The organism is Bacillus sp. cl96 (assembly GCF_900100505.1).
Classification (GTDB): domain Bacteria; phylum Bacillota; class Bacilli; order Bacillales; family Bacillaceae_G; genus Bacillus_A; species Bacillus_A cereus.
In genome coordinates this window covers 477691-491708 of record NZ_FNDM01000003.1, presented here as the reverse complement: position 1 = coordinate 491708, position 14018 = coordinate 477691, and the positions used below count along the sequence as shown (strand labels likewise).

The window sequence follows — 14018 nt, the reverse complement described above, 5'->3', positions numbered from 1 at the left end:
TGTGTTTTTTCAAGTATCTGACATATGTTATTCAAAATAGTTTAATACATTAAAAATTGATAAGCTTCTGCACTTAAGAAACCTTCAATTTTATTCAAAGGTGATTCCAATTACGTCCACATTAGATCTCCTGTAGAAAGCTTTTTAACAATTAAACCTCTTCTTCCCTTATTAATAATTTTAAAATTAAATTTCCCTCTATAGTATAATAAAGATGTTTCGTTTTCTAATGGGGTATGTCGTAAAATCAAAAGAGATTTTATCTCTTTTACCTTCTTTTCAGAGTAAAGTTCACCACTAGGAAATTCTATTATTCCTAATGTAATCTTTAATTCGCTCTCATCAAAAGCCCACTCTTTATTAAGTTCTCTTATCTTTTGTATAAAGCTTCTTTTAGTTTGTCCTATATAGAGCAATGTTACATTCTTAGCATATACTCTAGAGATTGCAAATATCCCCTTCTTAGAAGCTTCTTCCCTATTATAGAAGTCATTTATACTATACATTCCATACCATTTAATATGTACTGTTTCTATGAATCTCGCCTCGTTTTTAGCCAATATTATAATTTCTGAATGTTCAAATTATTATGGATACATATGCTTGATTACTTGAATTATAAATTGTGCTTTTCAATAATACATTTTATTATTACTAATTTCAATAATGAAGAAAAAATACAATATTATAGTTTAATTACAAAGCTGTATAAAAACAAGGTGATGTCATGCCACATATTTTCTTTTTTTACAATATCAAACTATCGTGAACAAAATTTAGAAAGTTATGGAATAAAAATAGAGATGTTTTTGCAACTCATTGATTTTTACCAAACACGTATAAAAACCAACAATATGAAAATAAACGACTGGCTAAAATCTTACTTTCAATAAAATAAAAAAAGAACCTGCAAATTTGCAGATTCTCCTGATAATGATTTATATAAGTAAAACTCAAAAATATAATACAATGATTCAAAAATAAGTTCAAGTAAATCCAAAGAACCCGCTGGAGTTCGGGTTCTTTCAGAAGTGATGATGTTTTCTCGGATTTGCAAAGTGAGAAAATACAAGAATATAATACATCGAGATTTAGAGAATTTCAATACTTAAATTAGAGGTTATTTTAATATGATGTAACATCAGCATTTTGAAGGAATAGCAACGAATACCTTATACATTTCCAGTCTACATAACGCTTTATTATCAGTAGAAAGAAAAAGTAAATCCCTACTTTCACAAGAAATCCGCCTTTTTACTCTATTCATTTTTTGATACATTCCCATCCACGGTTTTAGGGTTCTCTTTTGTACTGTGTTAGCCGAAAAATTTTATAAATCATAATTCGTTTTTCCTCCACCTGTTTCACCCTTTCTACACCCTAGTTTTACAAAATAAGAGGTCATCAAAACTTATATTTATTACTTTCTGTTATCTCCTCTCTCTTGTTCTATGTATAGTCTATTTGAATTTTTATTAGCTACTAAAAAATTTACAGGACGATTAAAAAAAGCCAAGTGCATTGCACTCGGCTTTATGGTCGATTAAACATTTTTACTTCAGACGTATTAAACTGATGTAGATAGTCTTTAGTAGAAGTATAGCCTGAATTCATGAGTGTTTTCTTTTCTTCTTCTGTGATATCGAAATTAAATGACGGCGTAAAGAATGTATTGATAAATACAGTGCGGGCAGCATCTTCTTTGGTTGTTTTTCCACTCTCATGACCTTTGATCATGGTTTGAGACAAATTCCATGCAAAATGAATAAGAGAATGGCCAATATGATGTTCTGTTGAAGTTGCGATATGTTTTAACATGGCAACCTCGGCCTGAGATTCTAAACGGAAACCTAGTGTTTCTTTGTTGTAGACAATTTCATCTGTAGGATCAAAGAAAGATGCATTGTATTTCGTGTGTAAGCTTCTTAGTGTAGAATGATCCTCTATATTGCTTATCAGTTTATTAACCTCGTCAATCGTATCTGTGGTCGTGAAGTGTTCTTCCTTATTCACAAAACTTTTCCAATCAAATAAACGAATTGGGTAGTTATCGAGTACACCTCCGTCTACATAATAATCTTTATCCCATTCCACAGATTTAAAAAAGAATGGGATGGACATCGAAATCCGCACAGCAACTACTAACAGGACATCAGGTGTCGTTTCGCGAGAGAACGTACGAAGCTCGTGTGTAGAAACGTTCGTTCCTTGGAAAAACACGTCTTTTCCTGTTTTGTCATACAACTGCTGAAAAGTTGTGTCCTTACTCCCTGTCCACTTTTCAACAATCTTTCCTACCCACTCAGTGAAGAAATCCCCTTTATAGATACCAAAACCATCAAAAAATAAACGAATGTTATCTTGTACAATCGAAAAATCATCATCTTTAAACGCTTTGAAATTCATGTCTTTGTGGATTTTTACAAGATCTGCGAATGGAATAGAAAGACCTAAAAGTAATGCAGTAATCGCTCCTGCTGAAGTACCCCCAAATCGTTGTATTTCTGGTAAAATCCCTTCTTCATTTAGTGCACGGATGGCACCTATATAAGCGCTTCCCTTTACCCCGCCACCTTCAAATACTAAGTTACGAAATGGATATGCCATTATATACCTCCAATAGAGAAATTTTCGATTTGTTATAGTATCGGAATTATATTGAAATATATTCCAAATCTTATTAAAAAGGTTTCATGCCCTCCGATACGTATGGCCAAATTATCTTTATTTAATGGATAAATTGTTTGAAAGAGAAGGAATTTGCTTGGAATGGTAATTTAGTAGGATAGGAAACAGGAAGCGGAGCGCATCTTTGGATACACTGACTAATATCCCCTTTTGAAATTGTATATAACGTAACTTCTTTTCCAATGCATCCTCCTAGTAAAATCACGAGTAAGAAATCAAGGAACAACCTACATTTCATAAAGTCCTCACTCTCTTTAACATGCAATCCAGTAAAATAATTTTTTTCAAATACGTAGAAATATGGTTTAACCAGTAATCAATGATCAGATCTTCTTAACTTAAGTAAACCTAAATCTATTTGTCTCCATACAGAAAGAGATAAATAGTTTTGTTCCTATTCATGAAATAGTACAATATATGCAAAATTACATATCTAATTAATTGCTTTTAATGTTATATTTTAATAGCGATGAATGCTATTATTTCATAAGTTGTCAACAAGCGTTATGTATGTATGAGAAAAAGGAAGGAGCCAAATAGGCCCCTTCCTTTTTCTACTAATTAACTAAATTACTCTCTGGTAAAAATTTAAATAGTAATGCTCATTTACAGGCGTCTCATTATGCATTAAACATGCTAACTTAGCTTGCTGTCGGAAAAAATAAAAACGATAGCATTAAGTTATTAAGAGACAAAAATTCATCAACACGAAGACAGATTTGTCTTGGCTAGATAAATTTGGTGATAAATACAGGAAGTAACTCTTACGATTCAATGATTCTTTTTCCTGCCTTCTACCCTTGCCACTTCTGTTTCATGACTTGTAAATAGAGATCTTCAAACTCGTTAAAATGGACGCGAAAAACACCTAATGTATCGATATAAGCAGAAATCACATCTTTTTCATTAAAATGGATACCTTCCTGTGCTAAGTCATAGCTATCATTAAGGCTGTATAAATCAAAATATTCTTCTTCCCAATACAGGCCTCTATTTACTAGTAATCGAGTAGAGCAAGTAATAGCTTGTTTAATATTCCATTTCTGAGCTACTAACTTTTCATTTAAGACTGAAAGAAGGATGTTTACCGAGGGGTTTTCATCAACTATGCGGCTATATGACAGTAAAGCCGATTCTATATATATCAGCTTTGCTTTAGACATTAAAGATATCTCCATAATTTCATATGGCGGGTGATCATTTGCTTCAATCAACCTATCGCACCATGAAATAACCTCCTCTCTATTCCAAAGTCCGCAGCCTAGTCCTAATGCATACAAGTGGGCTAAAGTTTGATAAGATTTCAATATGGTTCACCTTCAATTTAACTGTATAGTGGTATTGCATTCATTTTGGAAATAATCACGCTTAGTAATAAATATAATAAGCTGCCCAAACGGACAGCTTATTTGCATTAAAAACGCTACACATGAACTTTTTCTTTTTTTCGACGCACAAGCCACCAAACTAAAGATAACAGTACTAGGGGAAACGGAAATATCTGAATAAACAAAAATACTTCCCAAAAATCGTGCATCGTACTACCAGGGGAATCTGTTGCCATCCCGCCAATAAAAAAAGACAATGGAATGACAAGTATATTTATACCCAAGCTAATCATTAGGAATGATAGATTTTCCTTCCAGATTACTGGTAATGCAGCCACAATTAATAAAACCAATGCAGTACCCAGTATAAGAAACAGTGCTCCAAATAAAAATACAAAGTATAAAATAGCATTGATTAAAGGTTCCACAATAGCCCTCCTAAGGATTCATTCTATAGAAACACTCATGTTATTTAGAAAGTCAGGATGCTATACCTCTTAGTTGTCTTTCAATTTCTTCATCGCTATAGTCTTCATTTATCTGCTTAGAATACTTAATCTACTTGCTTATATTCTGGACTGCGTTAGGACATATGTTTCTATTGTACAACCAGCTAGCAAGAAACCCACACTTATCCCTGCTAATACGGTACCTTTAAAGGCTCTGTTCATATTCATTTGCCCCTTTTATCTTTTCGTATTTTTTCTCCATCCATAGACAGTCCATTATGAACGTTTTCATTATAAGTATTGTCTGCTCCTTACTATCTGTTTCGGCCCTGATTCTTCTCGTTTACCGTTTCAGTATTACGCTTCAATTCGCATTATCATCACATAAAAAGGACATACCTATTCATATATATACCTTTATTATTTTATATTGAAATAAATAATGGTTCAAAGTTATTTTGTGAAAATTATACAAAAATTAATAATTCATCAATCACCCAACAATAGATAATATGGATAAAGAAAAAATACTAGAGAATATCACATTGTAGTAGTCTCTAGTATCTTTTCATAGTATTTTAGCGGCTATGCAATACGGAGGGATAAAAAAGGACCTCTTACGGAAAGATAAGAGGTCATCAAAAAGATAAAAATGTTGTATTTGAAACACGCGAGTTTCTAATTCACATCATAACACAATATATTTGTATATTCAATATATACATTAAAGATAAGGAATATTACATCATTGAAGATTACGGTGAACCAGGAGATAGTGTTGAAAATGAACCTACTTTGCGCAACATTTTCCCGAAAAAGTATGCGGATGTAGCACCTGCTAAGACATTTTGAATAATCTTTGCAGCTGCTACATCAACGGGGAATTTATTGTATTTCCAATCTAGAGAATCAATTGTCCAATCCCATACTTTTAAAACTAGTGAAATAGATCTTTTTAATTACATACTTAATTTATTTTTTAATGTCCAATATTTTTCTCCATTAGCTTCAAAAGAGAATTCTACCCATCCATTCGGATCTTCCCGATAAATAAAGATGGTTGTTCCAGGAGTTACTGTACCAACTTTATTCTCCTCGACAGCTACATCTGGTCTACTTTTAATTTTTAAATTAAATGGATAAGGTACCTGATAGTAAGTAGCTGATGATACAACATTTGAGCTTGAACCGTCTGCATACATTTTATATGGAATTTCATTAGATAACGCGTCGACATCTAATGTTTCAGGATTCTTTGGTAATTTTTTTGCATATGTATAGTCTTCTACACGAAACGGTTTAATACGTTCCATAATACCCGCAATTTTCTTAGCCCAGCCTTTATCTGATGCATATTTCACGTTCATGCCAGTTAATGTTGACCCGTTATAATACATACCACTTTCTTCTAAATATCTTTCTCGTACATAATTAGCGTTATAAGCAATACTATCGCCGTAGCTTGGTAAATATTTCGCATATTTAAACGGATCTCCATCATATGCACGTAGACCGAATAAATTATGTTTTTGATATGCGATTTCTGATTTTCCGTATCCAGATTCTAAAATCGCATGCGCCGCTAAATAATGAGCACTCACGCCATATTGATTTTGCGCATTGATAAAATCTTGTCCATGTCCAACTAAGGGACTATCTGAATGATATTTTGCAATAAAACTATCAATCTCTTGAGCTGTAATTTTCGAAGCCACTGTTAAATTTAAATCTTCATATGAGGTAGCAGTAATAACCTCTTTTTCATCGTTTAAATTTTGTTGTAACATATCTGTTTTTGCAGTAAGTTGAGCAGCTTCAGCACGTGTTATAAATCTATTTGGTTGCCAACCGTTCTCGGTACCATTAGAAATTTTTAAATCTATTAAAATATTGGCATGTTTTTCTCCCCAATGCCCTTTTAAATCTTCAAATCTAACCTGCTCGTTATGATTTGCTGTGCTTTGTAGTTTATATGCATTTACTAGCATGGTAGCCATAGCAGCACGAGTTACTTTTCCGGATGGATTAAAGATTCCATTACCTTCACCTTTAACAATACCAGCTTTTTCAGCAGCAGCAATATAAGGAGTAGCCCAGTGGTTTTGTGAATCTGTAAAAGATGGTTTTGCATTAGGCTCAATTTTTATACCTAAAACTTTTGTCATAATTTTTGTAGCCGAAGCTCTGTCTAAGGAGTCATTTGAACCAAAAGTTCCATCTGGATAACCATTTAATACCTGTTTATCAACTAAATAGTTAACGGATTTATCAGCCCATGTAGGAACATCAGGGAATTTATGAGTATCTGCTAAAATATTAGAAGAATAGGATAATATAGCTCCTGCAAGGATACCTGTTGCAATTAATTTGTGCTTCATTAAAATAAACACCTCTACCATTGTATTTATCAAATTGAGATTTTCTATTTTTATATTTACATGTTTGTAATAATAATAAAATCGTATTATCACGCATTCAATTTGATGTAACGAGTATAGTTACTTATATACACAAGTGTCAATGGATTTCTTTTACAAAAATACATAATATTTACATGATTTTATAATTGACTTATGTATAAATTTTGTAAAGGACCTTTTGATAGATTTTACCTGAAGAAATCTCTTTAGTTGTTAATTTGCCAATCTTTCCCGTTTACTATTAATCAATTAAAAAAAGAATTTTTTGTTTGAAAATCTTAAGTTGATGGATGTGTGAACGTACCGCTACTAAAATTCTTGCTTTTAATTTATTATTACTGTATTATATTTACGTATCAATATAAGGATTATAGTATATAAAAAGGAATCAAGTCTATAAGTAAGATTTAAATCCTTTTCCAATTCAAAAAGATCTTGCCAAAATCTAATATAATTTATGCTTATCTTTTTAGTATGTATCTAGTAAAAACATATTTTTTATCCATAGAATTCTGTTTTCAATGATATGAATTAGTGTTCTAAACAAGGAATCCTACAAAGTGATCTGAAAAACCTGAGAGGTATTGTATGTAGTTTGCTCATCTCCAGGTACTATAATAAAAGAGCCTTACCTCTCTAGGCAAGACTCTACTAGTTTAGTTGTATACTATTTACATGATAACTAAGAAACAGAAAACATATAACACCAAATAACAGCACCCTATTACTCCTCCTACAGCTAATACCTGTTTAACCCAACTCTTAAATTTTTGATTACTGTAAATCGCTTGCACTCTTTCCATATTTCCTCCTATTAAGGAGAACCCTTAAAGACTCTCACCTCGCTATAGTAACATTAAAAAATGAATAATAGAGATCTAATGTATAAATATGCAATATTGCATACGGAAATGTATTGTTATTATTGTAAGCGCTTACTATAATAAAGTTATAAAGATTTATTACATTTTAATACGAAAAAGAGGAGAGAATAATATGGAAATCGCAATGGCAGTTTTAAAATTTATAGGTGGAGCAATCCCATTAATTCAAGAACTTCTAAAAGCATTTATGTAAATTCACTATTTAGCAATTATTTATAAAAATTATCATACAAATGATCTGTATATCAAAAATGAATTGGCTTACAGATCATTTGCGTGATCAAGGTCCCTTTAACATGGCTAAGGGGCCTTTTTAAAATTTTTAAATAATTAAGGTTACGTCACATCACCATCAAGTTAGCAAAATAAAATGAAACTTTAACTTGATGGTGATGGGGTAACAGTTGTGATTTAGAGATAAGATCAGATTATACAAAGTTTTGCACGTCAGCGATACCGGAAATAAACTTCGCCTTTAGTAGCAAGAATCTCCAATAAAGATAGTCAACTTACCTATTTAGGAATAGGAGTGTCAATTTAAATGATGCGTTCCAAGGCACTACTCTTCTTCTAAAATAGCGTAATAATATTCATCCCACCATTCATTCCCATGTGGTATACACTTCCTGAAATAGCCTTCTCTTCTCATTCCAATCTTCTCCATTACTCGATATGATGGGGTATTTTGTGGCTGACATGTAGCTATAATCCTATGTAATTTCATTTCCTTAAAGCCATATTTCAATGTAGCTTGTGCTGCTTCAGAAGCATATCCTTTATTGAAATATTTAGGATTGAACACCCAGCCAATCTCATATGTATGCTCACCAAAATATTTATGAAAAACTATATGACCAATCAGAATATCTTTATCAATTAATACTACAGGAAAGTTCTTAGCGTTTTCACCAATGTTTTCATTCACAAAGTTTCTTGTATTTTCTTCAGTAAAAACCCCTTCAGGTATGTATTTCATAACATTGATATCTGATGTATACTCATGAACAGCTTGCCAATCTTTGAACTCAAATTTCCGTATTAATAATCTTTCTGTTTTTATAAACATTTACTTTTCCCCCTCAAAAAATTGCAACTATATTTTAAATCCACATTTAACCCTTAAAACAAAAAGAACTTGTAGGACTCTCTACAAGTTCTTTTTGTTTTAAGGTGAATATACGAGCCAAACAAACTATCTTACAGATTGACTGTAGAAACTTTAGGGGTAATGCTTTGACAAATATATTATATAACAAATATTAACATCCACAGGATTTATTTTTGAAAATTATGTGAATTAAGAAAGGAAGTAGTTTTTTCTTAGCTATTATTATTATTAACTGACGGTATCATTATATTTTATTCTGCAACTTATTTAGAAGAGCTATGTACATTTCGAAGAAGTTCTTCAATAAGTTTTGTTTTTTCATTTACCTTTGTGGCATATGTGAAATCACCATAACAATATGGATACCTAAAATTATTTTTATTTCCACCACAAGTATACATCGCTGGATTTTGATCAACTTTCATCTTAGAAAACTTTTTGGCTGAATCCTCCGAGTGTTGTTTAACTTCTTGACTAGCAACAAAATCAATATAACCTGGCCCCATATTATAGCTTTGAATAATTGTATCCATGCTAACATCCTTGTCCGTTCCATATTTGTACATTTTAGCAAAGTGTTTTACCCCTTGTTCAATGCTCAAGCTTGTCTCTTGAATTTCATTTGGCTTTAATCCAAGTGATTCAGATGACTGCATAGGATCGTTTCCCTCACCTCTACTCTCTTGATACATAATTCCTAATAAAATTGGTGTTTTCTCTCCTAAATTATATTTTTCTAATTCTTTTTTTAAGGTAGACTCATATTGCAATACACGTTTTTTGGTGGCTTGCGCTTTATTTTGTTGAATATTGGTTTTATGATTAAAATATAGCATTCCAAGTATTATTACTAAGCCTAAAATACTAATAAGGAACACTTTTATAATTTGTTTTTTACTTGTATCCTTCATATATTCCTCCTCGTATAAGAAATTCAATTTTTCAAAGGTAATTGGTTATATACAAACTATGTAATGAACATCTATCTCCCGCCCTTTTTAGACTCATATATCAATACTTTAAGGTTTCAAGTTTAATATAAAAATTTAAAGATAAGGTAAAGATAAGATAAAGATAAAATAAAGGGTATTTTTTAGCGTACTTTAAAAGATATTGCTACAAAGGGATATATGGGACAACTTGTTGATATGAATGGATTTAGTGATAATTGAAAGGTTATTGTACAAGTTATTAATTATGGAGACATCATTCCAGAAGATTTAATCCATCTTTTCAATATGCTTTATATAAAAACCACAACATAACATATAATAAAAAACGGCGAACCCTCCACCTAGGAGAATCCACCATCACAAATAACTGATTATTTCACACCTAGTTTTTTTGCTTTCTTAGGGATCCCGTCTTCCAGCACTTCCTCTCAAGCTGTTACACCTGGAATATGATGTGATTGCATTTGAAACAGGGCTTTGGGAAGCAGCAGCTGTTCAGCAAAATTTTGATAACTCAACCGCTACAGAAGCGATGAAACAATCCTTATACTCTGTATGGAAAACTGAGGAACTTGAACAATTATTTACCTATATGAAAGAACAAAAAGAAAAAGGAAAGCCACTCACATTAGCTGGTTTTGATATGAATTTGTTTTATAAATCTTCATTCCGCTCTTATGCAAAAGAATGGTTGCACAAAGTAAATCCTGAAGTAAAGAGTGAATTTGATACAGCAGTGTCAGAGTTGATTGAACTGGATAGGTATTACAATAAAAATAAAACATATCCCTATGATCGGTTTAAAATGGAGATACAGCCCGTAATTAACAAGTTTGAAAAGGTTAGAATGTTTATTCAGAATCATAAATCTGAATTGATTCAAGTTACACCACATCCTACGTATGATGTGAAAGTCAGAGGTGGCATCTCCTCACCTAACCTGACAGACTATTCTTTTTATATCCGAGATCAAAAAATGGCACAAAACTTCGCATGGCTAACTGAAATGCAGTATGGAAACAAACTGGCCCCCTTTAACAAGTAATCATTTGTTCTGCACCCATGTTGATAATTCTTCTGGTAATCGGAATGTAACGGAACCATGTTGCTCTTTTATAATGACATAGGGATTGCGGAATTCTTCTTGAATGCCAATTCCAATCACTTGATACAATTTCCTGCACTGACTCGGAAACAATATATTTGGAATGTCTAATGATTCAATTTCATGAAAAGAATGACGGAATCTCACATCCATTGCAAATACCCTCACACCAACTCCCAGCTATACGTAAAACACAATTAGTATACCGATGAGATCTATGTTACGTGCAGAAATCCCCGTTTTCTCCCCAGACTTATCTACAAGAATAAAAAAGGAATCACAAGATATGTTCCCTTTTCACTATTTGTTTTCTACACTTTTAATTCCAATATTTCTAGATGCTGAATAGATCCGCCCCCTGGCAGGTAGACATTTTCCTCCTTCAGCAGGTATACGGAACTTTCCGTTTCTACTAGTGATGGAAGATTGCGCACGCCAAATAATAATACTTTTCCCCTATGCCCAAATGACGTGGGGTATGCATGGAAATCGTAAGGTTGTTTATGCATGTAATTGTTCCTGTTCTTAAACATTTTCGGGTATCTATTTTTATTATGTTTTGCTTTTGTAGTATTTCTTATTTTTATTGTTTGATTGTTATGACTGGCATTTGCTCGTTTTCGGAAATTTCACTGTAACCAAAATAAAGTAGAAAAAACAATAAAATAATTGTCCAAATAAATATAAACACTTTATAACTATACTTCATATGAAAAACCTCATTTTCCCTATATAAGTGAATGTACATACACCCTATAAATCTAATTACATAAATTATCGGATGTTTTAGTAGTAGAGAATCATTAAGTATTAGGAATTGTTATTCATAAACATATCCAAGAATTCTTCAAAAAATATCATCTAGGCATTTTAACATTTCATCAAAATGCACAGATGATATTTTGTACGTTTAGCTTGGTAATGCTTTTTATGTAATGAATTCTTATCTCTATTTCACCTTAATGTTTATATGTACAAGAGTCTGTGTAGCAATTAGACTGTACTTTAAATATGTACTCAATTGTGTGTGGGAAAGGAAGCACATTTTATTTAAAGTGGTTACTTTAAAGCCCTTAATTAGTTGGTAGTCTTCTTCATTCAGACAAAAAGGAAATTTAAAGTGTGCACGTACTTTCAACTCAGACTTTTTACTACACACACTCCTATACACATAACAATATTTATAGTTTTTTGTAACATTACGGAAACAAAAAGAAATAATATCGAAACGTTTATGATATATTGTAACAACTTAGTAACGTTACTGTAACATAACGTGTATAATCGCACAATACTTTTTAACTGAAAATCAATAAATTTATGTAAGCACCCATAACGTATTACATATTGTTTGTGAAACCTTTTAATGAACAAGTATAAGTGGATGGCGGGAATTGAACCCACATCAGAGGTTCTGGAGGCCCCTGTTTTACCCTTAAATTATACCCCCTCGTGGTCGGAATGACAGGACTTGAACCCGCACATTCAACGGCTACTAGATCCACAATCTAGCAAGTCTAGCATTTCGCCACAAACTCCATAAAAATAGAAAAAGACCACCGAATGTACTCGATTGTCTTTTTGCCATGCATATCTGCACAAGAAGTGTATACTTCAAACCCTTTAATATTTTTAGCTATGAGCATACTTATAAAACTCTAAAAACTATTTGATAATCTTTTAGAATCTAACTTTCTTTTAATACTATTTGCTATTTCTTCAATATTTTCATTTAGAAAGAAATGATTACCTTCAAAAGAATGAAAAGTACACGTTTTACTTGTGTATCGTTCCCATTTTATTACTTGATCATATGTAGTAAATTCATCATTTTCCCCATTAAATATAAGAAAATCAATATCACATGGTTGTGTATTTTTGTCATGAATATACGTCTCAACGATTTTAAAATCTGCTCTTAGAATAGGGAGAAAGATCTCCATTAATTCTTCTGATTGCAGTACCCCAGATGGTGTACCTCCCATTGCAATAACTTCTCTTTTAAATTGCTCATTAGAAAGATTATGTCGGATATTTTTTATTTTACTATTTGGATGATTTCTACCGGACAAAACAAGAAATTCAGGCGATACGTTTTTAGAATCTTTTATTTTTCTGGCTACTTCATAGGCGATCAAACTTCCCATGCTATGCCCGAATAGAATGTAGGGCGAATCATCTATCTGCATAACTATTTTATTGTAGACATCATTTACTGCCTCTTCCATACTTTGGTACAAGTTTTCTTCAATTCTATATCCTCTACCAGCTAACTCTACCGGGACTACCTCAATATATGGATTAAAGTGATTTTTCCATTTTGCGTAACTAAACGCAGATCCCCCAGCATGTGGAAAGCAAAAAAGTTTAGTCTTCTGCATTGATTTTCTCCTTACTTTCAAATTTGTATATATTTTGGAAAATTGCATAAATGTCTTTAATTATTATCTCTTGCGGAAATTCATCCCTTGTTGCACAAGCAGATAACTTATAATTTGGATCAATGTTATATTGTTTAAAGTAAAAGTTTTTAGGTATATTCTTGTATGAAATTAAAGTTCGTGATTCTTTTTTTATAGAGAATGAATTTAATGGGGTATAAAGCCCTTTTCCAATCGTTTTTATATAGCTTTCTTTTAATGTCCATAAATCAAAAAAACAATTAATTTGTTCATCAGAATTCATATTAGATATATCATAAAATTCATCCGCTGAAAAAAATTCTTTTGCTAATTTAAGAGCCTCTATCTCTGAAATCTTTTCTATATCAATACCCACATTAAAATTAGCAGTAGTACAAACCACCCATTCTCCTGAATGTGACAGATTAAAATGAAAGTCAGAAAATTTTTCAACAAAAGGTTTTCCATACTCATTATATTTAAATCTAATTTCTTCATTATTAATTTTATACTTTTGGCAGATTAGAGATCGGATTAGTAAATCCCCTATCAGGGTCCTATTAACGTCGCATGAGTTTAATAAACGCTTTATTCGTTCTTTCTTCTCATTTGAAACCAAGTTACTAAGTTGCTTAAACAAATGACTTTCAATATTCTTTGGTATTTTCACAGCTTGAATGT

12 protein-coding genes and 2 pseudogenes are annotated in these 14018 nt (G+C 31.9%); 3 read left to right on the top strand and 11 right to left on the bottom strand.

The features are described 5' to 3' along the window. Nucleotides 1–110: 110 nt before the first annotated feature. The 4 genes from BLT20_RS10140 to BLT20_RS30145 form a co-directional block, all read right to left on the bottom strand. Nucleotides 111–506 (bottom strand): hypothetical protein, encoded by a 396-nt coding sequence (locus BLT20_RS10140; protein WP_000286899.1) that lies wholly within the window; start codon nucleotides 504–506, stop codon nucleotides 111–113. 1027 nt (nucleotides 507–1533) lie between these two features. After that, nucleotides 1534–2607, bottom strand: a complete 1074-nt coding sequence (locus BLT20_RS10130) for a patatin-like phospholipase family protein (RefSeq protein ID WP_000331133.1) — start codon at nucleotides 2605–2607, stop codon at nucleotides 1534–1536. Between the two features lie 875 nt (nucleotides 2608–3482). After that, nucleotides 3483–3995, bottom strand: coding sequence for a hypothetical protein (locus BLT20_RS10120; RefSeq protein ID WP_000844534.1), 513 nt, complete (start codon nucleotides 3993–3995; stop codon nucleotides 3483–3485). 116 nt (nucleotides 3996–4111) lie between these two features. Then, entirely contained in the window at nucleotides 4112–4444 is a 333-nt protein-coding gene (locus BLT20_RS30145) for a hypothetical protein (protein ID WP_000433523.1), read from the bottom strand. Nucleotides 4445–5191: 747 nt separating this feature from the next. Between BLT20_RS30145 and BLT20_RS31005 the strand changes: the two are divergent. Continuing rightward, nucleotides 5192–5299 (top strand): annotated as a pseudogene (locus BLT20_RS31005) (peptidase M56); the annotation flags it as partial. On the opposite strand, the pseudogene BLT20_RS10105 reads toward BLT20_RS31005, so the two are convergent. Both BLT20_RS10105 and BLT20_RS10100 read right to left on the bottom strand, forming a co-directional pair. Continuing rightward, nucleotides 5287–5400: pseudogene (locus tag BLT20_RS10105) on the bottom strand (polysaccharide deacetylase); the annotation flags it as partial. The pseudogenes BLT20_RS31005 and BLT20_RS10105 overlap by 13 nt on opposite strands. Nucleotides 5401–5424: 24 nt before the next feature. Further along, a complete protein-coding gene (locus BLT20_RS10100) occupies nucleotides 5425–6843 on the bottom strand; it encodes an S-layer homology domain-containing protein (RefSeq protein ID WP_000680977.1) in 1419 nt (472 codons plus the stop codon). 933 nt (nucleotides 6844–7776) lie between these two features. On the opposite strand from BLT20_RS10100, the gene BLT20_RS10095 reads away from it, so the two are divergent. Continuing rightward, on the top strand, nucleotides 7777–7962 hold the full coding sequence (locus tag BLT20_RS10095; protein WP_001987408.1) for a hypothetical protein: 186 nt from the start codon (nucleotides 7777–7779) through the stop codon (nucleotides 7960–7962). A gap of 366 nt (nucleotides 7963–8328) precedes the next feature. On the opposite strand, the gene BLT20_RS10090 is transcribed toward BLT20_RS10095, so the two are convergent. Both BLT20_RS10090 and BLT20_RS10085 read right to left on the bottom strand, forming a co-directional pair. Further along, nucleotides 8329–8835, bottom strand: coding sequence for a GNAT family N-acetyltransferase (locus BLT20_RS10090; protein WP_000470146.1), 507 nt, complete (start codon nucleotides 8833–8835; stop codon nucleotides 8329–8331). Nucleotides 8836–9140: 305 nt separating this feature from the next. Further along, complete coding sequence (locus tag BLT20_RS10085; RefSeq protein WP_000655738.1) at nucleotides 9141–9788, bottom strand: lysozyme family protein; 648 nt, start codon at nucleotides 9786–9788, stop codon at nucleotides 9141–9143. A 496-nt stretch (nucleotides 9789–10284) separates the two neighbouring features. Between BLT20_RS10085 and BLT20_RS10075 the strand changes: the two genes are divergently transcribed. Further along, complete coding sequence (locus BLT20_RS10075) at nucleotides 10285–10875, top strand: erythromycin esterase family protein (RefSeq protein WP_002025817.1); 591 nt, start codon at nucleotides 10285–10287, stop codon at nucleotides 10873–10875. On the opposite strand, the gene BLT20_RS10070 is transcribed toward BLT20_RS10075, so the two are convergent. The 3 genes from BLT20_RS10070 to BLT20_RS10060 all read right to left on the bottom strand — a co-directional run bounded on the left by BLT20_RS10070 (nucleotide 10876) and on the right by BLT20_RS10060 (nucleotide 14007). Next, nucleotides 10876–11088, bottom strand: a complete 213-nt coding sequence (locus BLT20_RS10070; RefSeq protein ID WP_000383191.1) for a hypothetical protein — start codon at nucleotides 11086–11088, stop codon at nucleotides 10876–10878. It abuts the gene before it with no gap. 1505 nt (nucleotides 11089–12593) lie between these two features. Further along, on the bottom strand, nucleotides 12594–13316 hold the full coding sequence (locus BLT20_RS10065; protein ID WP_001172944.1) for a thioesterase II family protein: 723 nt from the start codon (nucleotides 13314–13316) through the stop codon (nucleotides 12594–12596). Beyond that, complete coding sequence (locus BLT20_RS10060) at nucleotides 13303–14007, bottom strand: 4'-phosphopantetheinyl transferase family protein (RefSeq protein ID WP_000701201.1); 705 nt, start codon at nucleotides 14005–14007, stop codon at nucleotides 13303–13305. The genes BLT20_RS10065 and BLT20_RS10060 overlap by 14 nt, the downstream gene beginning before the upstream one ends. Between the last annotated feature and the right edge of the window lie 11 nt (nucleotides 14008–14018).